General features: G+C 69.8%; 24 protein-coding genes. 7 read left to right on the top strand and 17 right to left on the bottom strand.

Features of this window, described 5'->3' with window-relative positions:
- Positions 1–28 precede the first annotated feature (28 nt).
- From GRI72_RS10900 to GRI72_RS10860, 9 genes are all read right to left on the bottom strand, one after another.
- The gene (locus GRI72_RS10900) at positions 29–1,141 is read right to left on the bottom strand and encodes an ATP-binding cassette domain-containing protein (RefSeq protein ID WP_160733946.1); all 1,113 of its coding nucleotides are present in this window, start codon (positions 1,139–1,141) and stop codon (positions 29–31) included.
- A gap of 116 nt (positions 1,142–1,257) precedes the next feature.
- Entirely contained in the window at positions 1,258–2,616 is a 1,359-nt protein-coding gene (locus GRI72_RS10895) for a methyl-accepting chemotaxis protein (protein ID WP_237487071.1), read from the bottom strand.
- On the bottom strand, positions 2,613–4,142 hold the full coding sequence (locus GRI72_RS10890; protein WP_337191172.1) for a putative bifunctional diguanylate cyclase/phosphodiesterase: 1,530 nt from the start codon (positions 4,140–4,142) through the stop codon (positions 2,613–2,615). The genes GRI72_RS10895 and GRI72_RS10890 overlap by 4 nt, the downstream gene beginning before the upstream one ends.
- 34 nt (positions 4,143–4,176) lie before the next feature.
- Positions 4,177–5,055, bottom strand: coding sequence for a CheR family methyltransferase (locus GRI72_RS10885; protein ID WP_160733945.1), 879 nt, complete (start codon positions 5,053–5,055; stop codon positions 4,177–4,179).
- Complete coding sequence (gene cheB, locus GRI72_RS10880; protein WP_237487069.1) at positions 5,046–6,146, bottom strand: chemotaxis-specific protein-glutamate methyltransferase CheB; 1,101 nt, start codon at positions 6,144–6,146, stop codon at positions 5,046–5,048. Before cheB ends, GRI72_RS10885 begins: the two co-directional genes overlap by 10 nt.
- Before the next feature lie 7 nt (positions 6,147–6,153).
- Positions 6,154–6,519 carry a response regulator gene (locus GRI72_RS10875; RefSeq protein ID WP_160733944.1) on the bottom strand — a complete coding sequence of 122 codons (366 nt, stop codon included), beginning with the start codon at positions 6,517–6,519 and terminating at the stop codon, positions 6,154–6,156.
- 55 nt (positions 6,520–6,574) lie between these two features.
- Complete coding sequence (locus GRI72_RS10870) at positions 6,575–7,009, bottom strand: chemotaxis protein CheW (protein ID WP_160733943.1); 435 nt, start codon at positions 7,007–7,009, stop codon at positions 6,575–6,577.
- Positions 7,009–9,354 carry a chemotaxis protein CheA gene (locus tag GRI72_RS10865; RefSeq protein ID WP_160733942.1) on the bottom strand — a complete coding sequence of 782 codons (2,346 nt, stop codon included), beginning with the start codon at positions 9,352–9,354 and terminating at the stop codon, positions 7,009–7,011. Before GRI72_RS10865 ends, GRI72_RS10870 begins: the two co-directional genes overlap by 1 nt.
- A 57-nt stretch (positions 9,355–9,411) precedes the next feature.
- Positions 9,412–10,758, bottom strand: coding sequence for an MATE family efflux transporter (locus GRI72_RS10860; protein WP_160733941.1), 1,347 nt, complete (start codon positions 10,756–10,758; stop codon positions 9,412–9,414).
- 104 nt (positions 10,759–10,862) lie between these two features.
- Between GRI72_RS10860 and GRI72_RS10855 the strand changes: the two genes are divergently transcribed.
- Positions 10,863–11,417 carry a (2Fe-2S)-binding protein gene (locus GRI72_RS10855; protein ID WP_160733940.1) on the top strand — a complete coding sequence of 185 codons (555 nt, stop codon included), beginning with the start codon at positions 10,863–10,865 and terminating at the stop codon, positions 11,415–11,417.
- Between the two features lie 30 nt (positions 11,418–11,447).
- On the opposite strand, the gene GRI72_RS10850 is transcribed toward GRI72_RS10855, so the two are convergent.
- The gene (locus tag GRI72_RS10850; RefSeq protein WP_160733939.1) at positions 11,448–13,541 is read right to left on the bottom strand and encodes a TonB-dependent receptor; all 2,094 of its coding nucleotides are present in this window, start codon (positions 13,539–13,541) and stop codon (positions 11,448–11,450) included.
- A 171-nt stretch (positions 13,542–13,712) separates the two neighbouring features.
- Here GRI72_RS10850 and arsC point away from each other — a divergent pair, with 171 nt between their 5' ends.
- Entirely contained in the window at positions 13,713–14,057 is a 345-nt protein-coding gene (gene arsC / locus GRI72_RS10845; protein WP_160733938.1) for an arsenate reductase (glutaredoxin), read from the top strand.
- Here arsC and GRI72_RS10840 read toward each other — a convergent pair.
- On the bottom strand, positions 14,054–15,448 hold the full coding sequence (locus GRI72_RS10840; protein WP_237487067.1) for an MFS transporter: 1,395 nt from the start codon (positions 15,446–15,448) through the stop codon (positions 14,054–14,056). The two genes, arsC and GRI72_RS10840, sit on opposite strands and share 4 nt — an antisense overlap.
- Before the next feature lie 110 nt (positions 15,449–15,558).
- Between GRI72_RS10840 and GRI72_RS10835 the strand changes: the two genes are divergently transcribed.
- Positions 15,559–16,194, top strand: coding sequence for a class I SAM-dependent methyltransferase (locus GRI72_RS10835; RefSeq protein ID WP_160733937.1), 636 nt, complete (start codon positions 15,559–15,561; stop codon positions 16,192–16,194).
- A gap of 67 nt (positions 16,195–16,261) precedes the next feature.
- On the opposite strand, the gene GRI72_RS10830 is transcribed toward GRI72_RS10835, so the two are convergent.
- Positions 16,262–17,077: a glycerophosphoryl diester phosphodiesterase membrane domain-containing protein gene (locus GRI72_RS10830; RefSeq protein WP_160733936.1), complete on the bottom strand. Its 816-nt coding sequence runs from the start codon at positions 17,075–17,077 to the stop codon at positions 16,262–16,264.
- A gap of 67 nt (positions 17,078–17,144) precedes the next feature.
- On the opposite strand from GRI72_RS10830, the gene lipB reads away from it, so the two are divergent.
- Together lipB and GRI72_RS14595 are read left to right on the top strand one after the other, a co-directional pair.
- Positions 17,145–17,816: a lipoyl(octanoyl) transferase LipB gene (gene lipB / locus GRI72_RS10825; protein ID WP_160733935.1), complete on the top strand. Its 672-nt coding sequence runs from the start codon at positions 17,145–17,147 to the stop codon at positions 17,814–17,816.
- Positions 17,817–17,833: 17 nt separating this feature from the next.
- A complete protein-coding gene (locus GRI72_RS14595; protein ID WP_202389058.1) occupies positions 17,834–18,226 on the top strand; it encodes a hypothetical protein in 393 nt (130 codons plus the stop codon).
- A 2-nt stretch (positions 18,227–18,228) separates the two neighbouring features.
- Here GRI72_RS14595 and GRI72_RS10820 read toward each other — a convergent pair whose 3' ends face one another.
- The gene (locus GRI72_RS10820) at positions 18,229–19,335 is read right to left on the bottom strand and encodes an alkene reductase (protein WP_160733934.1); all 1,107 of its coding nucleotides are present in this window, start codon (positions 19,333–19,335) and stop codon (positions 18,229–18,231) included.
- A 52-nt stretch (positions 19,336–19,387) separates the two neighbouring features.
- Here GRI72_RS10820 and GRI72_RS10815 point away from each other — a divergent pair, with 52 nt between their 5' ends.
- The gene (locus GRI72_RS10815) at positions 19,388–20,308 is read left to right on the top strand and encodes a DMT family transporter (RefSeq protein WP_160733933.1); all 921 of its coding nucleotides are present in this window, start codon (positions 19,388–19,390) and stop codon (positions 20,306–20,308) included.
- Positions 20,309–20,314: 6 nt separating this feature from the next.
- Here the strand turns inward: GRI72_RS10815 and GRI72_RS10810 are convergent, their stop codons facing one another.
- Positions 20,315–21,634, bottom strand: a complete 1,320-nt coding sequence (locus GRI72_RS10810; protein ID WP_160733932.1) for a DUF2254 domain-containing protein — start codon at positions 21,632–21,634, stop codon at positions 20,315–20,317.
- 58 nt (positions 21,635–21,692) lie between these two features.
- Positions 21,693–22,679 (bottom strand): quinolinate synthase NadA, encoded by a 987-nt coding sequence (gene nadA / locus GRI72_RS10805; protein ID WP_160733931.1) that lies wholly within the window; start codon positions 22,677–22,679, stop codon positions 21,693–21,695.
- A gap of 138 nt (positions 22,680–22,817) precedes the next feature.
- Between nadA and GRI72_RS10800 the strand changes: the two genes are divergently transcribed.
- On the top strand, positions 22,818–24,806 hold the full coding sequence (locus GRI72_RS10800) for a BCCT family transporter (protein WP_337191171.1): 1,989 nt from the start codon (positions 22,818–22,820) through the stop codon (positions 24,804–24,806).
- Positions 24,807–24,879: 73 nt separating this feature from the next.
- Here GRI72_RS10800 and GRI72_RS10795 read toward each other — a convergent pair whose 3' ends face one another.
- On the bottom strand, positions 24,880–25,587 hold the full coding sequence (locus GRI72_RS10795; RefSeq protein WP_160733930.1) for a DUF4230 domain-containing protein: 708 nt from the start codon (positions 25,585–25,587) through the stop codon (positions 24,880–24,882).
- Positions 25,584–26,471, bottom strand: a complete 888-nt coding sequence (locus GRI72_RS10790) for an MBL fold metallo-hydrolase (RefSeq protein WP_160733929.1) — start codon at positions 26,469–26,471, stop codon at positions 25,584–25,586. Before GRI72_RS10790 ends, GRI72_RS10795 begins: the two co-directional genes overlap by 4 nt.
- Positions 26,472–26,543: the final 72 nt, after the last annotated feature.

The raw sequence follows: 26,543 nt of genomic DNA, 5'->3' as shown, positions 1-26,543 counted from the left end.
CCCTCTCCGGCGCCAAGTGTAACCGTTTTCACACACGGGGCAATGGCGCGCTCGCCATTGCCTGCCCGTCGGGCGCGAAGACCAGGACGTCGTGCGCCTCGGCCCAGAGGGTGACGGCGGCCCCGGTTTCGGGCGCCGGGCCGCCCATCGCGCGCCACGTGAGCGCGCCGTCGCCCGTGCCCAGGCCCACGTGTCGTTCTCCCCCGAACCACTCGGCATAGGCGACGGCGCGCGGGGCGAAGCGGACCCGGCCGCCCCCCGGCGCGGCGGCCAGTGCCTCGGGCCGGACGGCCAGGGTCACGCGGCTGCCGGCCGGCAGGGGGCCGGCGGCGCGCGGCGGCAGGACCAGGCGTTCCCCCTCGTGCCCGGTCGCCACTTCCATCCCCTCCGCGTCCGCCTGCACGACGCGCGCAGGCAGGGCGTTGATCGCCGGCTGGCCGAAGAACCGCGCGGCGAAGAGCGATGCCGGGCGATGATAGAGCTCCTCCGGCGTGCCGTGCTGTTCGATCCCCCCGTCGCGCAGCAGGACGATCCGGTCGGCCAGCGCCATCGCCTCGGCCTGGTCGTGGGTGACGTAGATCGTGGTCGTGCCCAGGCGCGCGTGAAGTTCGGCGAATTCGCGCCGCATCCGCGCGCGCAGGCCGGCATCGAGGTTGGAAAGCGGCTCGTCGAACAGGAACAGGTCCGGCTCGCGCACGATCGCGCGGCCGATCGCCACCCGTTGCCGCTGGCCGCCCGAAAGCTGGGCCGGGCGCCGCCCGGCGAGGTCGGACAGGCCGAGCATGTCGCAGGCGCGTGCGACCGCGCGCTCGATCGCCGCGCGCGGCCGGCCCGCCATGCGCAGGGGGAAGCCGATGTTCTGGGCCACCGTCATCTGCGGGTAGAGGGCGTAGGACTGGAACACCATCGCCACTCCCCGCTCGCCGGGAGGCAGCCGGTCGATCCGCCGCGCGCCGATGTGGATCGTGCCCTCGTCCGGGCTTTCCAGCCCGGCGACCAGGCGCAGGAGGGTGGACTTGCCGCAGCCCGACGGCCCGACGACGACCACGAATTCGCCGTCGCCGACCGAGAGGTCGAAGCCATCGAACAGCTGCACCGCGCCGAAACGCTTGCCGATCCGGGTTAGGGTTGCCCCCGGCACGTCTCTCTCCCCGTCCGCGGGCATCGCCGTGCCCGGTCGGGGTCACATAGCGCCGCGATGCGCGCGGCAGCAATCTCTAGTTGCGGCCGGCCTTTGCCGGCGGGGTGGGCGGCGCGTCAGTTGCGCTTCTGCACCGCATCGAGCACGCGGGCGACCTGTTCGCGCAAGGTCGAGGCCTGGCCTTCGAGCTCGGTCGCGGAACTGAGCACCTGCGAGGCGGCGGCCCCGGTCGAGAGCGCGGTTTCGCGGATCTGCTCGACATTGGAGCGCACTTCGCTGGTCCCGCGCGCGGCGAGATCGATATTGCGCGCCAGTTCCTGCCCGGCGACCGATTGCTGGTCCACGGCCGAGGCGATCGAGATCGCCGTCGATTCGAGCTGCTGGACCTGTTCGGCGACCGCGTGGAGCGCGCCCACGCTGGCCCCGGTCGAATCCTGGATCGCCTGGATCTGCCGGGCGACCTGCTCGGTCGCGCGCCCGGTCTGGGCGGCCAGTTCCTTCACTTCGGAAGCGACGACGGCGAACCCGCGCCCCGCCTCGCCCCCGCGGGCCGCCTCGATCGAGGCGTTGAGCGCCAGCAGGTTGGTGCGCTGCGCGATGGTGGAGATCAGTTCCACGACCTGGCCGATTTCCTCCGCGGTCTTCGACAGGGCGGAAATCGTGTCGTTGGCCTTCTGCGTGGAGCCCGTGGCCTCGCGCGCCAGCTCGGCCGACTGGGCCGCCTGGCGGCTGATCTCGCCGATCGACATTGCGAATTCGTCCGACGCGGCCGCGGCGGCGGTGACGCCGGAGGACGCCTCGGCCATGGCCTGGGCCACGCGCGAGGTCTGCCCCGCGCCGCGCTCCGCGGCCTCGGCCATCGAGCTGGCCGTCTGCTTCAGTTGCACCGATGCGGTGGAGACGCCGTTGACGACGTGGCCGACGTTCGATTCGAACGACCGGATGAGCGCGCGCATCTCCTCGCGCCGGCGCTTGCGTTCGCCGCGGCGGGTTTCGAACATTTCGTCGAGCTTGCGGCCCGACTTGACGAAGACCTCGAACGCGCGGGCGATCTCGCCCACTTCGTCCTGCCGCTCGGTGCCCTTGATGGTGAAGTCGCGGTGGCCGGCGGCGAGCGCGGTCATGTCGCCCGCCAGCTTGCGCAATGCGTTCGACGTGCCCGCCAGGACCAGGCGTATCGCGACGATGCCCAGCACGATCAGCACGGCCGTGACCGCGACGATGACCCACCGCAGGCTGGCCGCGGTCCCGGGATCGTTCGTGCCCAGCGCCACCCAGGCCAGCCCCGCGATAGCGGCGAGCGCGGCCAGCGGCACGCCGCTGAGCAGCGCGAGCTTGCGGCCCAGCGACTGGTCGTTGAGCCGCCGGAAGAGGGCCGAGCGCACAGGCCGCGCCGGGCCCGCGTGATCGAGCACGACCTGCTCGATCTCCTCGCGCATTTCGTCGGGGACGATGATCTTTGTCTGGGCGGTCATGCTACTTTCCTTCCCGGCCTTTTCCGGGCGCCGTTTGCTGAAGCTGGGCGTGAGAGATGGGGCGCGATGTCGCGCGCGGGCATCGGCGCGAAGTAGAGCCAGCCCTGCAGGTGGTCGCAGCCCGCGCTGCGGACCATGGTTGCCTGGTCTTCGGTCTCGACCCCCTCGGCCGTGACGCGCATGGCGAGCGCGCGCGCCATCGAGATGGAGGAGAGCATCATCGCGCGCGAGCTTTCGTCGCTGGCGGCATCGACCACCAGCGACCTGTCGAGCTTGAGCTTTTCGAACCGGAACTGGCGCAGGAACCCGATCGACGCATAGCCGGTGCCGAAATCGTCGAGCACGACATCGACGCCGAGCCCGCGCACGAGGTCGAGCGTGCGCTCCGCCACCACCGGGTCGAGCACGAGGCAGGTCTCGGTGATCTCCAGTTCCAGCCGCTCGGGCGGCAGGCCCGTTTCCTCCAGGATCTGGCCGAGCTGGAAGGGGAATTCCGGGTTGCGCAGCTGCGCGGCGGATATGTTGACCGACAGCTGGATGTCCCACGACAGCGCATCGGTGCAGGCCCGGCGCAGGACCCACTGGCCGATCGAGTTGATCAGCCCCGATTCTTCCGCCACCGGCACGAAGACGTCGGGGCCGATCTCGCGCCCGTCGGGCCGCGCCCAGCGCAGCAGCGCCTCGGCCGCCACGATCTCGTGCGTGCGCGCATCGACCAGCGGCTGGTAATGAACCTCGAACTCGTTGTTGAGCAGGCCGGCGCGCAGCTCGTTGTCGAGATCGCGCAGGGCCTCCAGGCTATGGTCGAACTCGGGCTTGAACCAGGTGCAGCGCATCTTCCCGTCGCGCTTCGAAACGTACATCGCGACGTCGGCGCGGCGCAGGAGCTCGGACGAATCGAGCGGCTCCGCGGCGGTGCAGCGGGCCAGCCCGACGCTCGCCCCCACCGGGATCTTCTTGCCTGCCACCCCGACCGGGTGGGTCAGCGTTTCGAGGAACCCGCGGCAGATCCCCTCCAGCAGCGTGCCGGCGAGCGGGCCGATCAGGCTGATCGCGAACTCGTCTCCGCCCAGGCGATAGGCGACCGCGTCCTCGCCGCACAGCTGGCGCAGGTTGGCGGCCACTTCCTTGATCAGCTGGTCGCCCATCCCGTGGCCATAGAGGTCGTTGATCGTCTTGAACCCGTCGAGATCGATCAGGGCGACGGCGATTTCCTGGTTCGGCCCCGAACCCGAGGCGATGTTGCGGTGGAGCGCGCGGCGATTGGGCAGCTGGCTGAGGCTGTCGGTGATCCCCAGCCGTTCGAGCCGGGCGACATGCGCGAAGCCGAACCGCAGCAGCAGGAGCACGGCGATCGCGTAGATCGCGCTGCCGCCCAGGATCAGGTGCGATGTCCGGGCAAAGCCGTAGTCGTCGCCGAGCAGGAGGGCGAGGCAGATCGCGGCGTAGATCGCGGTCAGCACCACCAGGGGCACGATGACCAGCAAACGCGGTGCGAAGCCGTGCTGTTCTGCCTCCAGTGTCACCGCCTGTGCCCCAACCCCTCTTATCGCGAACCGTTTAGCCGCGCTGCACTAACGAAGCGTTAAACGCGGGTTTACCTTGCTGTTCGGCGGCCAGGTGCCCGGCGCGGCGATAGAGGCCCTGGACCTCGGTCGCGGATTCGAACAGGTCGGACCGGCCGCCCACGCTTTCGCCGGAACCGAGCATCAGCCACCCGTCGCCGCGCAGGCTCGAAGCCAGCCGGGCGAACGCGGTGTCGCGCGTCGCGTGGTCGAAATAGAGCAGGACGTTGCGGCACAGGACCAGGTCGAAGCGTTCCGGCCGGGCCTGCTCGTCGAGGATATTGCCGACGCGGTAGCGGATCGGCGCGAGCAGCGCCGGGTCCGGTTCCCACCCGTGGGCGGTTTCGCGGAAATGCTTGAGCATCTGCACGACGCCGAGCCCGCGCTGGATCTCGAACTGGCTGTAGCGCGCGCGGCGGGCGGCGGAAATCGCCTGGGCGGAGATGTCGGTGCCGAGGATGTCGATCGTCCAGCCGCGCCAGGCCTGGGGCCGCTCGGCGAAGATCATCGCCAGCGACAGCGCCTCCTGCCCGGTCGAGCAGCCGGCGGACCAGATCGACAGGCGGCGCGTGGCGGCCCGCGACCGGGCGAGATCGGGCAGGACCGTCTCGGTCAGCTGCTGGAACAGCTGGCGGTCGCGAAAGAAATAAGTCTCGTTGTTGAGCAGGGCCTCGACCACGCGCCGGGCCAGCCCGTCGGCGTCGGGGCCGTCGAGCAGGCAGACCAGCTGGTCGGCATTGGCGATCCCGTATTCGCGGAACAGGCCGGCCAGCGCGCTCTCGATCCGCCATTCGCGGCCGCTCGTCAGCTGCTGGCCCGTCCGCCGCATCAGCAGCTCCGCGATGATCCGGTGCGATGCCCGCGTCACTTCCACGCCGCATCTCCGGCATGGACCGCGATCCTGAGGGCGATCTTGTCGGGCGGCAGGATGGCCGAGGCCAGCCCGCTTTCCGCGACCGCGCGCGGCATGCCCCAGACGGAGGAGCTGGCTTCGTCCTGGGCGATGATATTGCCCCCCGCATCGACCAGGCTTCGCGCGCCCAGCGCGCCGTCGCGGCCCATGCCCGACAGGACGATCCCGAGCGCGCCGGCCCCCGTCGTTTCGGCCATGCTCTCGAACATCGGGTCGACCGAGGGCAGGCAGCCGCTGGGGGCGCGGAAGCTGGCCGGGTCTGCGACCAGCCGGTCCTCCTCCCGCCGCAGGACGAGATGGGCATCGCCCGGGGCGATCACGATGCAGCCCGGCCGCAAGGCCATCGGGCCGGCGAGGACCCGCGCGCTGCGGCCGCTGGCCAGTTCCAGCTGGTGTGCGAAAACGGCCATGAAATTGGCCGGCAGGTGCTGCGTCACCAGGATCGGGGCCGCCAGCTGCCGCGGCAGGTTGCGCAGCAGGACGCAGAGCGCGTGGATGCCCCCGGTGGAGGCGCCGATGCCGATCACTTCGAGCGGCCCCGCGCGGTTGCGCGAACGCAGCGTTGGCGGCGCCGGCCGCGGTGCTTCCGCACCGGGATGGCCGCGCCGGCCCAGGACGCGGATGCGCTGGAGCAGCGCCTGGCGATAGGCCTCGTCGAATTCGCCGCTGCGCGGCTTCAGCATTGTGTCCGCCGCGCCGGTGGAAAGCGCGGCCAGCGTGTGTTCGGCCCCCGCCCTGGTCAGCGAGGAGACGACCAGCACCCGGCAGCCCGGGCAGATCGAGAGGATCCGCGGCAGGGCGTGGAGACCGCCCATTCCCGGCATTTCCAGGTCCAGCAGCACGACGTCGGCAGGCGTGCGGGCGAGGCTTGCCAGCGCGGTTTCCGCGCTGCCCGTCTTGCCCACCACGGCCATGTCGCGTTCGGCCGAGATGATCTTGGAAAGGACGGTGCGCACGATCAGCGAATCGTCGACGATCATCACCCTGGTGGGCGATGCCGCGCCGTCCGCGCCCCCGTGCGGGGAGGCCGTGATCGTGCCCTGCGCCGTCATGGCCCCGTCAGGCCATGCCGACGAGCTGGAGCTTGATCTGCAGCGTTTCGTGGTCGAACGGCTTCATCACGTATTCGTCCGCACCCGCACCGATCGCCTCGCGGATATGTGCGACGTCGTTCTCGGTCGTGCAGAAAACCACCTTCGGCTTGTCGCCCCCCGGCATCTGGCGCAGGTGGTTGATGAACTCGATGCCGTTCATGATCGGCATGTTCCAGTCGAGCAGGATCAGGTCCGGCATGCCCGATTCGCACTGGGCGGCCGCCGCCTGGCCGTTTTCGGCTTCCTCGACGGCGAAGCCCAGCGATTCCAGGATATGGCGCGATACCTTTCGGATCACGCGGGAATCGTCGACGATCAGGCAGGTCTTCATTGGTGCGATCCTTAGTTTGCGGTTTGCCGGTTATACCGTCCGGGTAACCATGAGTTTAAGCGGCGGCCTTCTGCGGGCCGGTTATCAGGGCGGGCACGTCCATCACGATCGCGGGCCCGGCGGCAGTTTCGATCATGCCCTGGGCGCAGGCGCTCCAGCGCGGGCCGAGGGTGGGGCCGACCGGCGAGAGCGCGCCGACCCCGGCGACCACGTCGGCCACCTTGTCGACCAGGAGGGCGTAGGAATGGCCGGCGATGTCCACCACCGGGCTGCGGTCGTCGGCGCTGTCGCGACCGCCCCGGGCGCCGAGGATCCGGCGCGCGTCGATCACGGTCAGCGCGCGGCTGCGCAGGGCGGTGATCCCGGCGACGAAATCGGGCGCGCGCGGCACCGGGGTGATCGTGCCGAGTTCGATGATCGAGCGCACGTCCACCGCGCGAAAGGCGGCCGGGCGCCCGGCGATCCGGGTGAGGAGGAGGAGATCGTCCATCAGGCGCCTTTCGCATGCGTGCCGGCGAGGGCGGAGAGCAGGCCGTCGCGGTCGTATCGATAGATGCTGTCGGGCGCGTCGTTCGACGGTTCCGGGCGCGAACGCAGCCGCAGGATGCGGCCCGCGGCGGCCCCCGGCGCGCTCTCGTCGAGAACCACCGCGACATCGGCCGGTCGCGGATCGCCGTCGCCCAGGACATCGTAGCCCGCGCCCTGCAGCAGCGGGGCGAGGAAGCCGGTCGCCCAGGCATCGCCGGCGGGAATGCGGCAGGTCGGTCGCCGCGTGGTGACGGCCCTGCGCCCGTGGCGGGCGAAGAGCCGGTGGGTATCGACGAGGCCGACGATCCGGCCTTCCACCAGCACGCTGCCTTCGAGCGCGTCGTCGCCGTCGAGCGGGACGACGTCTTCGCCCAGTTCCACCGTGTCGACGATCGCGCGCGCGGCGTGGAGCAATTCCGCCTCTCCGTCGCTCAGGCGAAGCGCGATGATGGTCTCGCGCTCCTGCGGAACGGCGTCGATCCCGGTCAGCGGCAGGATCGCCCCGTCCACGTTGGCCAGCATGGCCGAACCGGTGCGCTCGATCGCCGACACCGGGACCGTGTGGATGTGCCGGATCGGCTGCATCCGCAGGCCGAGACGGCGCCCGTCGAACCCTTCGAACACGACGATGTGCTGCGCCTGCGCCTGGATCGGCGCCTGCGCCGGTTCCTCCACTTTCGCGCGCACCCGCCCGGGGCCCGCCAATCCGTGCCGTTCGGCCAGGGCGGGCACGTCGAGCTTCAGGATCGGCTGCCCGTCGTCGAGCAGGGCGGTTCCCCCGAACAGCCCGATTTCCTCCAGCGCGGGGGGCAGGGGCTTGAGAACGAAATCCTCGTTGTCGAGCACCCGGTCCACCGCCAGCGCGAACAGGTCGCCGCTGACGAGCCGCAGGAAGACGAACGTCGCACGTTCGAGGTCCACCGGCGCATCGAGGTCGAGCACTTCGGCGAGGTCGAGGCACGGCACGCGCTGGTCGCGGAAGGTCAGGAAGATCCCGTCGCCCAGGCGATCGACCGAGATCGCGCGCGAGACGCTGCGCGCGATCTCGACGATATAGGATCGCGGCAGGCCCAGCGTGTGCTCGCCGACGCGGACCGTCAGCCCCTCGACGATGCTGAGCGTCAGCGGGACGTAGAGATAGACGATCGTGCCCTGGCCGGCCTTGCTGGACACGGTGACCGAGCCCCCGATCCGTTCGATATTGGCGCGCACCACGTCCATGCCCACGCCGCGGCCGGACACCTGGCTGACCGCGTCGGCGGTGGAGAAACCCGGCGCGAAGATGAGGTCGAGCGTGGCCTCCTCGCCCAGGGCCGCGGCCTCGGCCTGGCCAAGGATGCCGGCGGCCACCGCCTTCTCGCGCAGCCGGTCGAGCGCGATGCCCCGGCCGTCGTCGCTGACGGCGACGACGATCCGGTTGCCCGTGCGGCGCGCGGAAACGGTGATCGTGCCGATCTCGCGCTTGCCGGCGGCGATCCGTTCGGACGGCGGCTCTATCCCGTGGTCGATGGCATTGCGCAGGATGTGGGTCAGCGGATCGCGGACCGATTCGATCATCTCGCGGTCCAGCTCGACGTCGCCGCCGTCGAGATCGATCATCACCTGCTTGCCCAGTTCGGCCGAGAGGTCGCGCACCATGCGCGGCAGCGTGCCGAAGAGATGCTCCAGCCGCTGCATCCGCATCCGCGTGGCGCCTTCGCGCACGCTGTCGAGGATCGAGGACAGGCGTTCGAAGGGCGCCTCCAGCGCGGGATCGGCCCCCTGTTCGCGCAGCCTGCGCGCCAGCTCGTTGCGGGCCAGGACCATGTCCGAAACCCCCACCATCATCCGGTCGAGCAATTCCACCGGCAGGCGGATCGAGCGGGTTCCGCTGGCCGCGCGGGCCGTGCGCTGGCCGGTTTCCCCCTCGCTGCGCAGGGCCTCGCTGTCCGGTTCCTCGCCGTTCGGCTCCAGCGCGGCGACCAGCAGTTCGTCACCCCCTTCGGGCAGGGGCTCGCCGGCATCGATCGCCTCCACCATGTCGCCAATGCGATCGATGACCGCCAGGACGCCGCTGACCAGGCCGGAACTGGCCTTGCGCTGGCCCGCGCGCACTTCGGAAAGCGCGCTTTCGGCCGCGTGGCTGAGTTTTTCCAGGCGCGGAAAGTCGAAGAAGCCGCAGTTTCCCTTGACCGTGTGGACGAATCGGAAAATCGCGTCGAGCCGCTCGCGGTCCGCGGGATCGGCTTCCCACGCCACGATCTCGCCCTCGATCGCTTGAAGCATCTCGCGGGTTTCGGCCACGAAATCTGCCAGCAGGTCGTCCATCTAAGTCCATGCCCCCGATATCGCCCGGGGGTATGGCCAATGATGGTTAACGAAGCGTCACCCGCGGCCGCTAAAGTTCCGCAGGGCGTGCATGACGACGAGCGCGGCGATCGCGCCGCCGATCACGTTCGCGGCCAGCTCCGCGGCATAGATCGCCGGCGCGCCCCAGGCCGGCCGCAGCAGCCAGCCGAACGGCAGCATGATCAGGAACACCCGGGCGAAGCTCTGCGCCATCGCCCAGCTCGCCCGGTCCACGGCGTTGAGCGCGCCGTTGGCCACGATCAGCAGGCCGAACCCGGCAAAGCCCCAGGCGGCGATCCGCAAGTAGCGATCGAACTCGGCCACCACCGCCGGATCGTCGGTGAAGAACCCGGCGAACCATTGCCCCGCGGCAAACAGGACCAGCGCCAGCGCGAGGCCGTAGAGCAGGCAGAAGGCCCCCGCCTCGCGCATGGCGCGGCGGGCCCGGTCGGGCCGCCCGGCGCCCCAGTTCTGGCCCACGATGGCGCCGATCGAACCCGACAGGCCCAGCAGCGGAACGACCGCGAAGCTCTGCAGCCGGCCCGCGGCGCCGAACCCGGCGACCGCCGCTTCCCCCTGCGAGGCGAGCAGGGCGGTCAGGATCGACAGGCCGATCGGGTTGATCGCGTTGGAAAAGGCGGCCGGCGCGGCTACGCGCGAAATGGCGCGCGCCGATTCGGCGAAGCGGCACTGGCGGATCAGCCCCGGGCGGATCGGCAGGACGGTGCGCCCGATCAGGCCCAGCGCGACGACGATCGCCAGGCCGTAACCCGCCAGCGAGGCATAGGCCGCACCCGCAATGCCGAAGCCGGCAAACCCGAAAGCGCCCGAGATCAGCGGCGGATCGAGCGCCCAGTTCGCGGCGGCATAAGTCAGCGAGACGAGGAAGGTCTTGCGCGCTTCCCCCTGGCCGCGCAGCACCCCGTTGAGCGCCATCTGCAGCAGCAGGACCGGCATCCCGAGCGAGAACGGCGCCATGTAGGCGCGGATCAGGGGCAGCAGCCGGTCGCTCGCCTGCATCAGGCGGAACAGCGGGTCGAGCAGGGCGAAGAGCGCCAGCCCGAGCGCGAGGCCCAGCGCCACCGCGAAGACGACGCCGAAATTCGCTCGCCGCGCCGCCCGCTCGACATCGCCTTCGCCCAGCGCGCGGGCGATCACGGCGTTGACGCCGACCATGACCCCGACGCCGAGGCTGGAAAGCGCGATCGTGACCGGGAATACGAAGGCGACGGCCGCCAGCTGCGCGCTGCCGAGCTGCCCGATGAAATAGGCATCGACCAGCCCGACCGACATGATCGCCGCCACGCCCACCGTCATCGGCAATGTCTGGTGCACGAGATGGCCGCGGATCGAACCGCGCGTCAGCTTTGCCGCCTCGCTCATGCCCCGGCCGATAGCCGCCCGATCGCGATCTGCCTAGCGCCAAGCTTGTGCCCGTGGCCCGCTGTGCGATAACGGCGGGCGATGGACCTGGCCCCGGACACCGAATGACTGCGCTTACCGTCAACGACCGGCCCGTCGAATTCGCGATGGACCCCGAAACCCCGCTGCTGTGGGCCCTGCGCGACGCGGCCAACCTGACGGGGACCAAGTACGGCTGCGGCGTGGGCGACTGCGGGGCCTGCATGGTGATCGTCGACGGGGAGGCGCTGCGAAGCTGCCTGATCACGCTGGCCGAGGCGGAAGGCCGCTTCGTGACCACGATCGAGGGGCTCAGCCGCGATCGCTCGCACCCGGTGCAGCAGGCGCTGGTCGCCGAACAGGCGATCCAGTGCGGGTTCTGCACCCCGGGGATCGCGATGGCCGCCGCCGCGCTGATCGGGCGCAACCCGGATCCTTCGGACGAAGAGATCGCGGCCGCCGTTCCCAACTTGTGCCGCTGCGGCGTCCAGCCGCGCCTCGTCCGCGCGATCCGGCGGGCCGGCCGGGTCGCGCGGCGGGTCGAACGGATCAGCGCCGCCCCGGCGCCCGGGATCAGCGCCGAAGACGCGGCGAAGGACGTGCCGGCCCTGGCCGCGCCCGGCCCCCCGGAAGGGGACTGAGCGCCGCCCGGCGGCCCGGCCGCCCCCGGCCTAGAACGCGAAGCGCAGGCCGATCCGCGCGCTGAACGGCTCGGCTGGCTGGATGTTGTTGTTGCCGTGGGCGCTGGGGTAGTAAGCCTCGTCGAACAGGTTTTCGACGTTCAGCTGGACGGAGAGATTGTCGCTGACCGTGTAGTAGGCCGCGGCATCGACGCGCCAGTAGGCGGGCAGCACGACCGTGTTCGAGAAGCTGGCATACTGCTTCGACTGGTGGACGACGCCCAGCCCGAAACCGAGGCTGGGGTTGATGTCGAAGCGGTTCCAGGCGGCGACCTGGTGGCGCGGAAGCTGTTGCAGCCGCGCGCCCGCCGGGCCGAAGCTGGACGTCGTCAGCAGTTCGCCGTCGAGATAGGTATAGCCCAGGTTCGCCTGCCAGAAATCGGTCACCGCGCCGGCGGCGCCGATCTCGAACCCTTCGACCCGGCTTTCGCCCGCGAGGACGACGAGGCCCGGCTGGTCGGGATCGGGCGCGCGGGTGTTCGTCCGGTCGAGGCGGAACGCCGCCGCGGTGACCAGCACGTCCTCCACCGGCGCCCACTTAAGGCCGATCTCGTAATTGGTGAACTTTTCCGGCTCGAACTCGCTGTCGCCCGGGCTCAGGATCAGGAACTGGTCGCCGGCCTGGGGCAGGAAGCTTTCGGCAAAGCTGGCATAGAGCGACAGGCCGGTGACCGGCTTGACGATCAGGCCCAGGCGGGGGCTGACTTTCTCGTCCACCCGGCCGCCCGGGGTGCCGCCGATCAGGTCGCGCGTGTCGAGGTCGAACCGGTCCCAGCGCAGCCCGGCGACCAGTTCCACGTGATCGCCGATGCGCAGCTGTTCCTGCAGGTAGGCGGACAGCGTTTCGAGCTGGCTGTCGCGCGAGCGGCTGGCAGGGGCGAGGGTGTAGGGCGGCACGACGATGCGGTCGGCCAGCGGGGTCTCGTTCGTGTCGTCGAAGGCCACCGTGCGGCGGGCGTTCTGCGTGTCCTGCCGGACCGCCTCGACGCCGATCAGCAGGGTCGAGCCGATGCCCTCGCCGCCGGCCTGCCAGACGAGGTTGGCCTGGCCGATCACGTTCTCGCGCGCGGTCGTGTCCTGGTATCCGCCGAGGGTGACCGTCTCGCCGTCGGTCCCCGAGGGGACGATATTGGCGTAGATCTTGTCGTAATCGGCATATTGCACCGTGGCATTGGCGGTGAGACCGGCGCCGAACGCGTGGTCCAGCCGCAGCTTCGCGATGTGGACTTTCGCCCGCGCACGGTTGAAGTCCGGATCGCCGAAGAACGTCTCGTCATGGCCGCGCAGCGGGCCGCCCTGGAACGAGGGGACGCCGCGGTCGGTCACGCGCCGGTCGTCGTCGTAGCTGTAGCTGGCGGTCACCCGCGTCTGCGGCCCCAGCTGCGCGGTCAGGGTGGGGGCGATGCCGATGAAGCGCCCTTCGTAGAAGTCGCGGTGGCTGTCGAATTCCTCGTAAGTGCCGTTGATCCGCAGCGCGACGTCGCCCGAAAGCGGCTGGTTCAGATCGCCGAGGAGGGCGAAGGCGCCGAACGTATCGACCGAGGCCTGTCCGCGCGCGAAGACCTCGTCCGGGCGGGCGGTCTTGCTGACGCGGTTGATCGCGCCGCCGCCCGCGCCGCGCCCGAAGATCAGGGCATTGGCGCCCTTGAGCACCTCGACCCGCTCGATGTTGTAGAGCGAGCGATAGTACTGCGCATCGTCGCGCAGGCCGTCGAGGTAGAAGTCGGCCGTCGTCTCCTGGCCGCGGATGAAGACCTCGTCGCGGTGCCCTTCGCCCGTTTCCATGCTCACGCCCGGGACATAGCGCAGGGCCTCGTTCAGCTGGCGGATCGACTGGTCTTCCAGCTGGTCGGCGGTGAGGAAGCTCACGCCCTGGGGCACGTCGATCAGCGGGGTCGGCGTCCTGGTCGCGCTCGACCCGTCTTCGAGGCCGTAGCCGTCGGCCGCGCCGGTCACGACGATTTCGCGGGGCAGATAGTCGCGCTCGCCCGCGGGGTCGCCGTCGGCGGAATCGGAGGCGAGGGCGGGGGCGGCCATGCCCGCTGCGCCGGCCAGGAGCGCGATGCGCAGTGTCAGGTGGGTCATCGATCGGTTGTCCTGTGCTGAATAATTCCGGCCGCGCCGCTATTGCAACAAACTCGCATTTGCAATGAGCCTGGTTCGGCGAACCGGTCGGAAAGGGCAGTGCTGTGGCTTTTCGGCCACCCCTCAGCACGTTAGAGGCAGGGCGAACCGACCGAAGCGGAGACGAGAACGATGAAGGCGACGATCTGGCACAACCCCAAGTGCGGCACTTCGCGCAACACGCTGGCCATCCTCGAGGCGCGCGACGGCGTCGAGGTGAGGGTCGTCGAATACCTGAAGGAGCCGCCTTCGCGCGAGAAGCTGGCGCAGCTCTATCGCGATGCCGGTATCTCCCCGCGCGAGGGCCTGCGCCTGCGCGGCACCGACGCGGCCGAGCGCGGCCTGACCGAGGCGAGCGACGATGAGGTGCTCGATGCCATGGCCGCCGAGCCGAAGCTGATCGAGCGGCCCCTGGTCGAGACCGCCAAAGGCGTCAGGCTTTGCCGCCCGAAGGAGAAAGTCGAGGAAATCCTCTAGCCATCGTCGAGCGCGCGCCCTTCCAGCACGGCGTCGGCATCGAGCGAGCGCCAGCCGAGGACGAAGACGGCCGCGCAGAGCAGGCAGATCGCGGCGAAGCCGATCCACTGGTGGTGGCCGTAGAGCCAGACGCCCACCGCCGGCGCGATGACATAGGCCGCGCCGTTGATCGAGGCGACGATGCCGCCGATCTGCCCCTGTTCCTTGCGCGTCACGGCGAGCGAGGCCCCGGCGGTGAACCCGGGGCGGTAGAGCCCGAAGCCGAGCGAGGCGACCGCGAAGCCCAGGGCGATCGCGTGAAGATCCTGCGCCAGCGAGAAGCCGAGCACGCCGACGATCGCCAGCGCCATGCCCCACAGCGTGGACGCGCGCGGCCCCAGCCTGAGCATCGGGATCAGGCCCCATTGCGCGAGCAGGGTGGCGATCGCGCCGCACATCAGGATCAGCCCGATCGGGCCGGTGCCGGCCGCCGGGTCGCTGCGCAGGCCCAGCCGGTCGAGGATGAAGAAGCCGATGATCCCCAGCGTCGCGGCCTGGGCGTGCCCGCCCAGAAGCCCGGCGATGACCCAGGGGCGAAGCCGCCGGTCGCGCCAGGTGAGGTCGGGGATCGTCTCCGGGTCGATCGCCTCTTCGCCGGCCGCGCCGGCGGCTTCGCCCTCGTCGCTCTCGTCCCGCTCGACGCTGGGATTGGAATTGGCGCTGAACGGCGCGGCCACGACGTCGCCGCGCGCGGCGAAGCTGGGCGCATCGTTGGGCAGGCGCAGGCGCAGGGCGACGAGCACCGCAACCCCGACCGCGGCGAAGGCGAAGAACGGGCCGACCAGGCCGGTCGCGGGGAAGATCAGCAGCGGGGCCAGCGCCGGCCCGATAACGGTGCCGAGGCCGAAGCTGGAGGCGATCAGGGCCATCGCCTTGGTCCGCTCGCTGCGCGGGGTCCGGCTGGCGACATAGGCCTGGACCGCGGGCGGCGCGGCCGAGCCGAACCCGCCGTAGAGGCTGCGCGCGGCGGCGAAGAAGATCAGCGTGGCCGCCGCGGGGATCAGCCCGGCCAGCCCGAACATCAGCACGAGACCGCAGAGCGCGAACGAGGCGATGAAACCGGCAAGCCCGATGGCCATCATCGCCTTGCGCCCGCGCCGGTCGGACCGGCGGGCCCAGATCGGCGCGCAGATCACCCACAAGAGCGCCGACCAGGTATAGGCGATGGAGATCCACACGTCGGCCACGCCCAGCGCCGTCCCGATCGAGGGCATGACCGATTGCATCGCGGTATTGCCGGCGGCCGTCACCAGCATGACCAGGAACAGCAGCACCATCCGCCCGCGCGAAATGCCGAGCGGCGGGGCCGGCTGGAACATCTGCGGGGCGGGATCGGGTTCGCGGTCGGCCATCGCGACTTGCGCTAGGCCGGGCGCGCGACGCTTGCAATATCGCGGTCGATTTGCAAACGGCGCGCGATTGCGGCAGCTTGGCACCAACGCAATCGAGCGAGGCACTTTTCTTGTCGAACAGTAACGATCTGGCGGTTACCCGCCGCACCCGGCTCCGCGACCACGTCGGCCGCCTGCTCGGGCAATGGGGCGTGTTCTTTCGGGGCTTTGTCGAACATCCCAGGATGGTCGGGTCGATCATCCCCTCTTCGCGCTTCACCATCCGCAAGATGCTGGCCCCGGTGAAATGGGAAGAATGCAAGTTGTTCGTCGAATACGGCCCCGGCGTCGGCACGTTCTGCCGCCCGGTGCTGGAGCGCCTCCCGCGCGACGGCAAGCTGCTGGTGATCGATACCAACCCGCTTTACATCGATTACCTGAAGCGCACGATCACCGACAGCCGCTTCGTCGCGGTCCACGGCTCGGCCGCCGACGTGGAGGAAATCGTCCGCGCGATCGGGTATGAAGAGGCGGACTACGTCCTTTCGGGCCTGCCCTTTTCCACCCTGCCCGAAGGGGTCGGGCCGGCGATCGCGAAGGCGACGCACGATGTCCTGCGGCCCGGCGGCGCTTTCCTGGTCTACCAGTTCAGCGCCAGGGCGCGCGATTACATGGCGCCGCACTTCGCGCGCATAGAGCAGGGGTTCGAGCTGTGGAACGTCCTGCCCTGCCAGCTCTTCTGGGGCTGGAAGGACGAAGCGGCCTGATCCCGCCGGGGGGCCGGGCCGCTCCGCATTCGCGATCGGGCGCCCCCCGCCCTTTCGGGGCAGATCCCTACTCGAAAGTCTCGCTGACCGCCTCGGTCGAGGGGCCGGACAGCTGCCGGTAAACGGCCGCCAGCACGCAGACGAATACGACGCTCCAGATCGTTGTGAGAATGCCGTTCAGCACGCCCCCGACCAGCAGGCCGGCCGTGGTCTCGCCCAGCATGGCGACGAACAGGCCGATCACCATGGTGATCACCATCGCCGCGATGACGATCGCGATCAGCAGCAGCAGGTAGAAGGCGAAAAGCCGCAGGCTGTTGCCCTTGGTCAGCTGCCACGAATCGCGCAGGGCCCGCACGGGATTGAGCGTATTGCCAAGGACCATGACCGGCGAAACGAGCGACACCTTGACCATGACGTAGATCGCCACGACGACCGCGAGAAGGCTCAGCACCACGGCTGCGGTCGTGCCGCCCAGGAGGCCCGCGACGCCGACCGGAACGCCCAGCGCGATCGCGAGACCGATGACCAGCAGCACCTGCGCCGCGAAATAGGGCAGCAGGACGATCAGGCCGGTGCGGATCGCCTCGCCCACCGTGGGCCGCCTATCGTGCAGCAGCGCCAGCAGCGACAGCGTGCCGATCGACTGGACGATCGCGACGAGGAAGAACCACAGGCCATTGGCGGCATAGAAACCCTGGACCGCCGCCATCGGGTCTTCCGGGTCGAGCGCGGCCGGGCCCTCCATCGCTTCCGGCACGAACAGGGCCAGGGCAAGGTTGGGCAGGAAGATGAAGATCCCGGCGATGACCGCGAGGAGTTCCTTGTTCGCGCTCAGCAGCGAAACGGCTTCGCTCCAGGCGCGCCCCATGTCGAATTTCATTGATCTGCCCCTCTCGTTTTACGCTGCCCCCTTGATAAGCCCGGCAAGGCGCGCCACGCAATCGGCAATGTCGGGAAATCTGGACCACGATATCGAATGGCGCCGCGAAGGGGGGCAGGTCCCCTATCGCGCCGCGCTGGCCGAGATGGAGGCGCGCAACCGGGCCATTGCCGCGGGCGAGGCGCGCGAACTCGTCTGGTCGCTCGAACATCCGCCGGTCTATACGGCGGGGACGAGCGCCGCCCCGGCCGAGATGCTCGACCCCCGGTTCGAAGTGGTCGAAACGGGGCGCGGCGGGCGCTACACCTATCACGGCCCGGGCCAGCGGATCGGCTACGTCCTGCTCGATCTCAACCGGCGGGGCAGGGACGTGCGCTGTTTCGTCCATGCGATCGAGGGGTGGGTGATCGACACCCTGGCCGATTTCGGGGTCGAGGCCTGGCGCGCGGAAGGCCGCATCGGCATCTGGACGCGCGATATCGACGGGACCGAGGCGAAGATCGGCGCGATCGGCGTGCGGGTGCGCCGCTGGGTGACGATGCACGGCTTCGCGGTCAACCTCGCGCCCGACCTGTCGCATTTTGCAGGGATCGTTCCCTGCGGGATTTCCGAATATGGGGTGACGAGCCTCGACCGGCTCGGCGTCGCGGTGGCGCCGGCCGAATGGGACGAGGCGCTGGAACGGCGCGCGGAGGGCTTTCTCGATGGCCTGTCGCGCGCCTGCAAAGCGAAGCGATGAAGCGGAAGGACGCGAACATGAAGATCACGGCGCGGCGGGGCGCACTTGCGGTACGGGTGAAAGGCCAGGCTCGGGGCCCGGCGCTGGCCGGCGCGCTGGCAATCGCGCTGGCCGCCTGCGGCGGGGAACCGGCGGGCGAGGCCGAGAGCGATGCCGCGCGCGGGGAAGTGCTGGGCGGCACGATCAGCGACGAGATGCTGCCGCTCGACACGGTCCGTTCGCAGTCGCCGCCGCTGGAAGAGCGCGGGGGAAGCGCCGGCGCAGGGCAGGCGGCAACCGCCGCCGCCCCGGCCGGGCCCGCCGCGCGGGAGGCCCCGGCCGGCGATGCGGAAGCGGGCGAGGCGGGCGGCGACGAAACTCCGCCCGCCGCGTCGCCCACCACCGGCGAGGCCGGCGACGGGCCGGACTGACCTCAGGCGTCGATGCTTGCCTCTTCGAGGGCGGGATAGTCGATATAGCCTTCGGGACCGCGCCCGTACCAGCTGTGCGGCACGTTGACGTTGGGCGCCAGTTCGGCGCCGCGCGCGATGCGGGCGGGAAGGTCGGGGTTGGAAATGAACGGCCGGCCGAAGCTGACCGCGTCGCACCGCCCGCTGGCGACATCGCGCGCCGCCTCTTCGGGCGTATAGTCCGAATTGAGGATCAGCGGCCCCTTGTAGATCCGGCGGATCAGCGCGTCCTGCTGCGGCACCTCGGTGCTGCCGAAAGTGCCCTCGGGCCCCGGCTGGCGCAGTTCGAGGAAGGCAATGCCCAGCGCCTGGGCGACTTCGGCCGCGGCGCCGAACGTCGCCGCCGGGTCGCTGTCGTCGCAGCCCTGCGTTTCGCCGTTGGGGCTGAGGCGCAGGCCGACGCGTTCCGGGCCCCAGACGTCGACCAGCGCGGTCAGCACTTCGCGCAGGAAACGGACGCGGTTCTCGGGCGGGCCGCCGTATTCGTCGTCGCGGTGGTTGGTCCCGTCGCGCAGGAACTGGTCCACCAGGTAGCCATTGGCGCCGTGGAGCTGGACCCCGTCGAACCCGGCTTCCTTCGCGTTCTGCGCGGCCTTGCGATAATCCTCCACCACGCGGGCGATCTCCTCGACCGACAGCGCGCGGGCGGGCTCGTAATCCTTGCGCCCTTCGTAGGTATGGGCGTGGCCCGGGGCCGTGGTCGCGCTGGCCGAGACCGGGGCCTCGCCGCCGAGGAAGTCGGGGTGGACCAGCCGTCCCATGTGCCAGAGCTGGAGGACGATCTGCCCGCCTTCCTCGTGCACCGCGCGGGTCACGGCCTTCCAGCCTTCGACTTGTTCCCGGCTCCAGATCCCGGGCGCGGCGGGCCAGCCGGCCCCTTCGACGCTGATGCCGGTCGCCTCGCTGATGATCAGCCCGGCGCTCGCGCGCTGGCGGTAGTAAGTCACCATCATCTCGTTCGGCACGAGGCTGGGAATGTCGGCCCGCGCGCGGGTGAGCGGGGCCATGTGGATCCGGTTGCGCGTCTCGATGGCGCCCATCGTCAGCGGTTCGAACAGGTTTTCGTGCATCTGGGGTAGCCTTTTTGCTGTGGCTTGGAGCGATTGGAGCTAGGGGCGGCCCATGGCGGTGACAACCGAATCGGTGGCAGAGAAAAACTTTCAGGCCAGGGCCTGGCACTTCGCCGCGCTGATGGCGGGGAACTTCGTGCTGGCGCTGGGGCCGTGGCTCGTGCGGCTGGCCGACACCGGCCCGGTCGCGGCCGGCTTCTGGCGCATGGTCCTGCCGCTGCCGCTGCTCGCCATACTGGCGTGGCACGGGCGCACCCCCGGGCCGCTCGACCGCAAGAGCGCGCTGCTGGTTATCGCCGCCGGCCTGTTCTTCGCCTTCGATCTTGCCAGCTGGCACATCGGGATCGAGCGCACGCGGCTTGCCAATGCGACCCTGTTCGGCAACGCGGGCAGCGTGATCCTGATGATCTGGGGGTTGCTCGCGCTTCGCCGCGCGCCCCGGGGCCGCGAATGGCTGGCGCTGTCGGCCGCGCTGGGCGGGGCGGCGATCCTGATGGGGCGCAGCCTCGAGATATCGACGGCCACGCTGGTCGGCGACCTTCTGTGCCTGCTGGCCGGCGTTTTCTATGCCTTCTACCTCCTCCCCGCGCAGCGCGCGCGGGCGACGCTGGGGCAGTGGAGCGTGCTCCTGCTCGTCGCCCTCGTTTCGGCGCCCGTCCTGCTGGCTTTCGCGCTGCTCATGGGCGAGCCGGTCTGGCCGGGGGAGGCCGGGTGGGGGCCGGTGGTCGCGCTGGCGATATCGAGCCAGCTGATCGGGCAGGGGCTGCTGGTCTTTTCGCTGCGCCATTTCCCGCCGCTGGTGATCGGGGTGGCCCTGCTGACCCAGCCGGCCGTGGCCGCGCTGGTCGGCTGGCTCGCCTTCGACGAGGTGCTGGGCCTGCCGGACATGGCCGGGATGGTCCTCGTCGCCTGCGCGCTCCTGCTCGCCAAGATGGCCGAACCGCGGGTGACCGGCGCGATCCGCACCAGGTAACGCCGGTCAGCCGGCGAAATCGCGGCGGAAGGCGGTATAGCGTTCCTCCACCCTGTGCAGGTCGGGCCCGTCGAGCCGGTTGCACGCCTGTTCGTACAGCATCCGGCCCTGTTCGCGCAGCATGTCCTTGCGCCGGCGGTCGGGCAGCGGGATCGCGGCGTCGCGCAGCGCGTCGAACATGACCAGCGCCGCGACCGGGCTGGCAGCCACGCCGCCGCGGATCGCGTCGAAGCTGCGCTCGATGAACTGGCCGAACGTCTCGGGCAGGGGGGTGACCCGGTTTCCGTCGGGATGGTCCTCCCGCCGCCGCTCGAGGTCGCGCAGACCGAGATCGGCGATGGCCGCGCCGAGCCAGTGGATCGCGGTGATCGCGGTGAAGGGATCGTTGATCCCCGGCGACAGCGCCCGCAGGCCGATCTCCACCAGTTCGTCGAGCAGGAAGCGCGGGTCCTGCGTCGGCGTGCGGGTGGAGCCGAGCGTGAAGGCCCCGCGCAGCCGCTTTTCCTGCCGTTCGTCCATCTCGCCTTCGCAGATGCGGACCAGCGGCATCCCCGGGTGGACGAAATCGCCGGTGCGCACGTCCAGCGCGAGGCGGCAATCGGCCTCGCGCGCGACCTCTTCGAGGTCGTCGAACTCGATCAGCTGGACATAGCCGGTGGCCTGCGCGGCCAGCGGGCTGCCCTGCGGGGCCGGGGGGCTTTCACCGCCGCGGTGATCCTGCGGATAGTTCTCGTCGATATCGCCCAGCAGCCGCCGGCCGATCCCTTCCAGCACCGAATTGATGCGGATCGAGGAAGGAACGTGGTTGAGGAAATAGACCAGCACCGCGATCGACAGCGCCATCAGGAAATAGGCGACCAGCAGCGAGAGCTGGGGCACGAAGCCGGGCAGGGCGGTGGCGATCGCGTCGTCGGTGCCCGCAGGCGGTTCCTCGTCCAGCCGGACCGAGCGCAGGACCGTGATCGCGTAGACGAAGGTGCCGATGAAGGTCGCCAGCGAGAGCTGGTTGCCCTTGTCCTCCATGAAATTGGTCAGGAGGCGCGGGCCATAGGTGCCGCTGGCATAGGCGACCGCGGCGATCGTGATCGAGAAGACGGTCGATGCCACGCCGATCATCGAGCCGGCGATCACCGTCAGCATGTTGGCCGCCCCGTCGGGCCGCGCCGGGACGATCGCCTCCACCCGGTTGAGCCATTCGGCCGCCCCCATCCGGTCCGCCTGGATGAGCCCGAAGGCGAGCAGGACGGCCCCCAGCGCGAACAGCGCCGGATAGAACCAGTAATTGGCGTTGAGCCGCGCCAGCAGCCAGCGAATATCCACCCTCATGGCCGGTCAACGCCGGGAAGGGGGATCGGTTGCATGGCGCGCGCCGGCCGGCTGCCGCTCAGACTTTGCCCAGGTCGCCCTTGCCGATCGTGCCGCTGGCCATTTCCAGCATCCGGTCGAGGCTCTGCTTGGCCTTCAGCCGCAGGCCTTCCTCGATCTCGATTCGCGGTTCGAGATCGCGCAGGCAGGCGTAGAGCTTCTCCAGCGTGTTCAGCGCCATGTAGGGGCAGATGTTGCACGAACAGTTGCCGTCCGCCCCCGGCGCGCCGATGAAGTTCTTTTCGGGCAGGGCCTTTTCCATCTGGTGGATGATGTGCGGTTCGGTCGCCACGATCAGCGTGTCGCCTTCGAACGTGCGCGCGAACTGCAGGATGCCGCTGGTCGAACCGACGTAGTCGGCATGGTCGATGATCGTCGGCGGGCATTCCGGGTGCGCGGCGATCGGGGCGCCGGGATGCTGTTCCTTCAGCTTCAGCAGCTCGGTCTCGCTGAAGGCCTCGTGCACGATGCACACGCCGGGCCAGAGCAGCATGTCGCGGTTGAACTTTCGGCTGAGATAGCCGCCCAGGTGCCGGTCGGGGCCGAAGATGATCGGCTGGTCCTCGGGAATCTGGCTGATGATCGTCTCGGCAGAGGAACTGGTGACGATCACGTCCGACAGCGCCTTAACCTCGGTCGAGCAGTTGATGTAGGTCAGCGCGATGTGATCGGGATGCGCCTCGCGGAAGGCGGCGAACTTGTCCGGCGGGCAGGAATCCTCCAGCGAGCAGCCCGCGTCGAGATCGGGCAGGACGACGATCTTCTCGGGGCTGAGGATCTTGGCCGTATCGGCCATGAACTTGACCCCGCAGAACGCGATCACGTCGGCGTCGGTCTCGGCCGCCTTGCGGCTCAGTTCCAGCGAATCGCCGACGAAATCGGCCAGGTCCTGGATCTCCGGCTTCTGGTAATAGTGCGCCAGGATGATCGCGTTGCGCTCCTTGCGCAGGCGATCGATCTCTGCAAGCAGGTCGGTGCCGGAGGGGATATTGTTTTCAAACGACATGCCGGTCTCCTATGCCGGGCGATATAGGAAGCGTTCGGGCGATTGTCGCGGAGTTATTCTTCGACATCGCGTGGCCCCGCTATCCGCCCGCGGCCGTGCAGAACCTTCCCCGTGCAGGTGAACGAGATGGAGAAAGGCGTGAACGACCCAGTCCTAAAGGAAGCGGCGGCGATAGAGCAGAGCGCGCGGATCAAGGTCAATCCCCCGGTCTTCTTCACCTCGGCCGCGCTGATCCTGGCCTTCGCCCTGTTCGGGGCGCTGTTCTCGGAACGGGCCGGCGCCCTGTTCAGCCAGGTCCAGGCGCTGATCGTGGTCGACTTCGGCTGGTTCTACGTCGCGGCGGTGGCCGGCTTCCTCGTCTTCGCGGTGTTCCTCATGGTCAGCCGCTACGGCGACATCAGGCTGGGACCCGACGATTGCGAGCCCGAATACAGCTATCTGTCCTGGTTCGCGATGCTGTTCAGCGCGGGAATGGGCATCGGCCTCGTGTTCTTCGGGGTGGCGGAACCGATCCAGCACTATGCCGCCCCGCCGGTGGGCGAGGGGCAGACGATCGACTCGGCGCGCCAGGCCATGGCGCTGACGTTCTTCCACTGGGGCTTCCACGCCTGGGGCATCTACGTCGTGGTCGGGCTGGCGCTGGCCTATTTCTCGTTCCGCCGCGGCCTGCCGCTGACCGTGCGCTCGGCGCTGTTCCCGCTGATCGGGCGGCGCATCCACGGCCCCATCGGCCACGCGGTCGACGTTTTCGCCGTGCTGGGCACGATGTTCGGCGTCGCCACATCGCTGGGGGTCGGGGTGCTCCAGGTCAATGCCGGGTTCGCCTACCTCTTCGGGCTGCCGATCGGCACGCCGACCCAGCTGATCCTGATCGCGGTGATCACGGGCCTTGCCGCGATGTCGGTCTTCCTCGGCCTCGACCGGGGGGTCAAGCGCCTTTCCGAGATGAACATCGTGCTGGCCGTCCTGCTGCTGCTGTTCGTCCTGTTTGCCGGTTCGACCGTGTTCCTGCTGGAGGCGCTGATGCAGAACATCGGGGCCTACCTCTCCTCCTTCGTCCAGCGCACGTTCCGCATGTACGCCTACGAGCCGAACCCGTGGCTGGGCGACTGGACGCTGTTCTACTGGGGCTGGTGGATCGCCTGGTCGCCGTTCGTCGGCATGTTCATCGCGCGCATTTCGCGCGGGCGGACGATACGCCAGTTCGTCGCCGGCGTCCTGCTGGTGCCGGTCCTGTTCACCTGCCTGTGGATGACGGTCTTCGGCAATACCGCGATCAACCTCGACATGACCGGGGTGGCGCCGATCGCCGACACGGTGGCCGACAACCTGCCGATCGCGCTGTTCGAAATGCTCAACCAACTGCCGTTCTCGGCGATCACCTCGCTGATCGCGACGCTCCTGGTCATCACCTTCTTCGTGACATCGGCCGACTCGGGCGCGCTGGTGATCGACATGATCACCTCGGGCGGGGCGGACAACCCGCCGGTGTGGCAGCGTATCTTCTGGGCCGCGAGCGCCGGCGGGATCGCCGCGGTCCTGCTGGTCGCGGGCGGGCTGGAGGCGCTGCAGACCGCGGCCATTGCCAGCGCCTTGCCCTTCGCGGTGATCATGGTGTTCATCTGCTTCGGCCTGCTGCGCGCGCTGCAGATGGAGGAACTGGGATCGGCCGCCGACCTGTCGCAGCCGATCAGCGCGCCGGCCGACCCGGAACTGAGTTGGAAGCAGCGGCTCGCCTCGATCACGCATTTCTTCCACCGCGACGAGATCGAGCACTTCCTGGCCGACACCGCGCGCCCTGCGATCGACGAGGTCGCGACCGAGCTGCGCCGGCGCGGGCTCGCGCCCGAACTGGTCCAGGAAGGCGACCGGCTGGAATTGACGGTGCCGCACGGGGAGCGGGGCGCCTTCCGCTACACGATACGCAGCCGCGCCTTCCTCGCCCCCAGTTTCGTCTGGGCCGAAACGCGCAAGGCGCACGAGGAGGAACGGCGGCATTACCGCGCGATGGCCCACAGTTCCGAGGGCGAACATACCCACGACGTGACCGGCTATACCGCGGCGCAGCTGATCCACGACCTGCTGAACCGCTATGCCCATTTCCGCCATGCGCGGCGGCTGGCCTGAGGGCGTGCCGGGGGGGTGTGCCTGAGCGCAGCGACGCGCGCGCGCCGCGCCCGCTATGCCGGGGTGCCGCGGGCTAGGGCGCGGGGGGCGCGTCCTCGCCGTCGAACGTGACGCGGACGCTGGCCCGTTCGTAGCCGGCGACCTGCAGCGGGATGGCCAGGTTCTGGCGCACGGCCTCGCGCGCGGCGGTCCGCGCCAGCGCGAGCACTTCGGGGTTCCTGGCGAATTCGCCCGCCTTGCGTTCGGCCTGTTCGGAATTGTTGCGGCTGAGATCGCGCGAGGCGTCGCGGGTGATGAAGACGCCGTCCTGGAACACACGCGCGCGCGCTTCGTCGAGGTTGGGCCGGCTCGTGCGCAGCGGGGGCAGGCGCACGGTCAGCCGCTGGGCCTCTGCATCCCATTCCATCCGCTCGCGATCGACTTGCGACAGGTCCACCCGGTATTCGACCGTCGCCGGGATGATCATCGCCTGGCGCGATCGCAGCACCGGCACGCCCAGGACGCCGCGCGTATCCTCGCTCTCCGCGACGACTTCGAAACGGGAAGAGAAGACGATGAGCGAGTTCTGCTTCTCGAACGCCAGCATCGCGCTGCCGACCGGGTCGCCCTCTTCCTGGTAGAAGAACGCGCGCCAGCCGAGCCAGGCCGCGAGCGCGAGCAGCGCGATGACGATCATCCACGGCACCGCCTGGACCAGCGCGAGCGGGCGTTCCTCGCGCAGCTCGGGGGCGGGGGTGGGGGTGGCGCTCCCGCGCTCGCGTTCGCGTTCGTCGGTCTTCATCCGGTTTTCCATCGATCACCCGAACGGGCCACGCGCCCGCGGCGTTCCAGGTCGAGCAGGTGGGCCGTCACGCTCATCTCCGCCGCGCCGTGCAGGCGCGGATCGAGGCCCTTGTACATCCGCGGCACGAAGTCGGCCGCGGCCAGCGGCCCTTCGCCCAGCAGGCGCAGGATCTGGTTCTCGCGCTGGCGGCGATGGCCGATCATTCCGCGCACGAGCTGGCGCGGCTTCTCGATCGCGGGGCCGTGCGCGGGATAATAGACGCGGTCGTCGCGTTCGTGCAGCCGCTCCAGGCTGGCCATGTATTCGCCCATGTCGCCATCGGGCGGGACGACGACGCTGGTGGACCAGCCCATCACGTGGTCGCCGGTGAACAGGGCGCCCGTTTCCTCCAGCGCGAAGCACAAGTGGTTCGACGTGTGGCCCGGGGTATGGACCGCGCGCAGGGTCCAGCCCGGCCCGGTCATCGCCTCGCCGTCCTCCATCACCCGGTCGGGGGCATAGGCATCGTCGAAGGCGGCGTCGGCGCGCGGCCCCCATGCGTCCAGCACCTCCCGGTCGAAGGCGAGCGGGGCGCAGCCGACCACCGGCGCACCGGTCGCCGCGGCAAGCGGGCGCGCGCCCGGCGAATGGTCGCGGTGGGTATGGGTGCACATGATGGCGACGACTTCCGCCGTGCCCAGCGCGCCGCGAATGGCGGCGATATGCGCCTCGTCCGCGGGGCCCGGGTCGATCACCGCGACCCGGCCTGCGTCGCCCACGATGTAGGTCTGCGTGCCGGTATAGGTATAGGGGGAGGGATTGGGGGCGAGCACCCGGCGCACCAGCGGTTCGGGCTGCTCGGCCAGGCCGGTCGGCCAGGGCTTGGGGGGCGGTCCTGCCATGCGCCCCCATATGGGGGCGCGCCGCGCGCCTGTCGAGTTCCGGGCGACAGGCTCTGGCGCGGCGGGCGATTG

Origin of the sequence: Pelagerythrobacter marinus, from assembly GCF_009827515.1 — a bacterium.
Lineage (GTDB): Bacteria > Pseudomonadota > Alphaproteobacteria > Sphingomonadales > Sphingomonadaceae > Pelagerythrobacter > Pelagerythrobacter marinus.
The sequence above is the reverse complement of the archived record's forward strand: the minus strand, read 5'-3'. Positions and strand labels throughout refer to the sequence as shown.

Bases quoted from the DNA above. Each gene is read 5' to 3' on its own strand.
- GRI72_RS10895 (WP_237487071.1), bottom strand. From the start codon at position 2,616: ATGACCGCCCAGACAAAGATCATCGTCCCCGACGAAATGCGCGAGGAG.
- cheB (WP_237487069.1), bottom strand. From the start codon at position 6,146: ATGACGGCGCAGGGCACGATCACGGCCTCCCCGCACGGGGGCGCGGAC.
- GRI72_RS10875 (WP_160733944.1), bottom strand. From the start codon at position 6,519: ATGAAGACCTGCCTGATCGTCGACGATTCCCGCGTGATCCGAAAGGTA.
- GRI72_RS10870 (WP_160733943.1), bottom strand. From the start codon at position 7,009: ATGGACGATCTCCTCCTCCTCACCCGGATCGCCGGGCGCCCGGCCGCC.
- GRI72_RS10865 (WP_160733942.1), bottom strand. From the start codon at position 9,354: ATGGACGACCTGCTGGCAGATTTCGTGGCCGAAACCCGCGAGATGCTT.
- GRI72_RS10860 (WP_160733941.1), bottom strand. From the start codon at position 10,758: ATGAGCGAGGCGGCAAAGCTGACGCGCGGTTCGATCCGCGGCCATCTC.
- GRI72_RS10855 (WP_160733940.1), top strand. From the start codon at position 10,863: ATGACTGCGCTTACCGTCAACGACCGGCCCGTCGAATTCGCGATGGAC.
- GRI72_RS10850 (WP_160733939.1), bottom strand. From the start codon at position 13,541: ATGACCCACCTGACACTGCGCATCGCGCTCCTGGCCGGCGCAGCGGGC.
- arsC (WP_160733938.1), top strand. From the start codon at position 13,713: ATGAAGGCGACGATCTGGCACAACCCCAAGTGCGGCACTTCGCGCAAC.
- GRI72_RS10840 (WP_237487067.1), bottom strand. From the start codon at position 15,448: ATGGCCGACCGCGAACCCGATCCCGCCCCGCAGATGTTCCAGCCGGCC.
- GRI72_RS10830 (WP_160733936.1), bottom strand. From the start codon at position 17,077: ATGAAATTCGACATGGGGCGCGCCTGGAGCGAAGCCGTTTCGCTGCTG.
- lipB (WP_160733935.1), top strand. From the start codon at position 17,145: ATGTCGGGAAATCTGGACCACGATATCGAATGGCGCCGCGAAGGGGGG.
- GRI72_RS14595 (WP_202389058.1), top strand. From the start codon at position 17,834: ATGAAGATCACGGCGCGGCGGGGCGCACTTGCGGTACGGGTGAAAGGC.
- GRI72_RS10820 (WP_160733934.1), bottom strand. From the start codon at position 19,335: ATGCACGAAAACCTGTTCGAACCGCTGACGATGGGCGCCATCGAGACG.
- GRI72_RS10815 (WP_160733933.1), top strand. From the start codon at position 19,388: ATGGCGGTGACAACCGAATCGGTGGCAGAGAAAAACTTTCAGGCCAGG.
- GRI72_RS10810 (WP_160733932.1), bottom strand. From the start codon at position 21,634: ATGAGGGTGGATATTCGCTGGCTGCTGGCGCGGCTCAACGCCAATTAC.
- nadA (WP_160733931.1), bottom strand. From the start codon at position 22,679: ATGTCGTTTGAAAACAATATCCCCTCCGGCACCGACCTGCTTGCAGAG.
- GRI72_RS10795 (WP_160733930.1), bottom strand. From the start codon at position 25,587: ATGAAGACCGACGAACGCGAACGCGAGCGCGGGAGCGCCACCCCCACC.
- GRI72_RS10790 (WP_160733929.1), bottom strand. From the start codon at position 26,471: ATGGCAGGACCGCCCCCCAAGCCCTGGCCGACCGGCCTGGCCGAGCAG.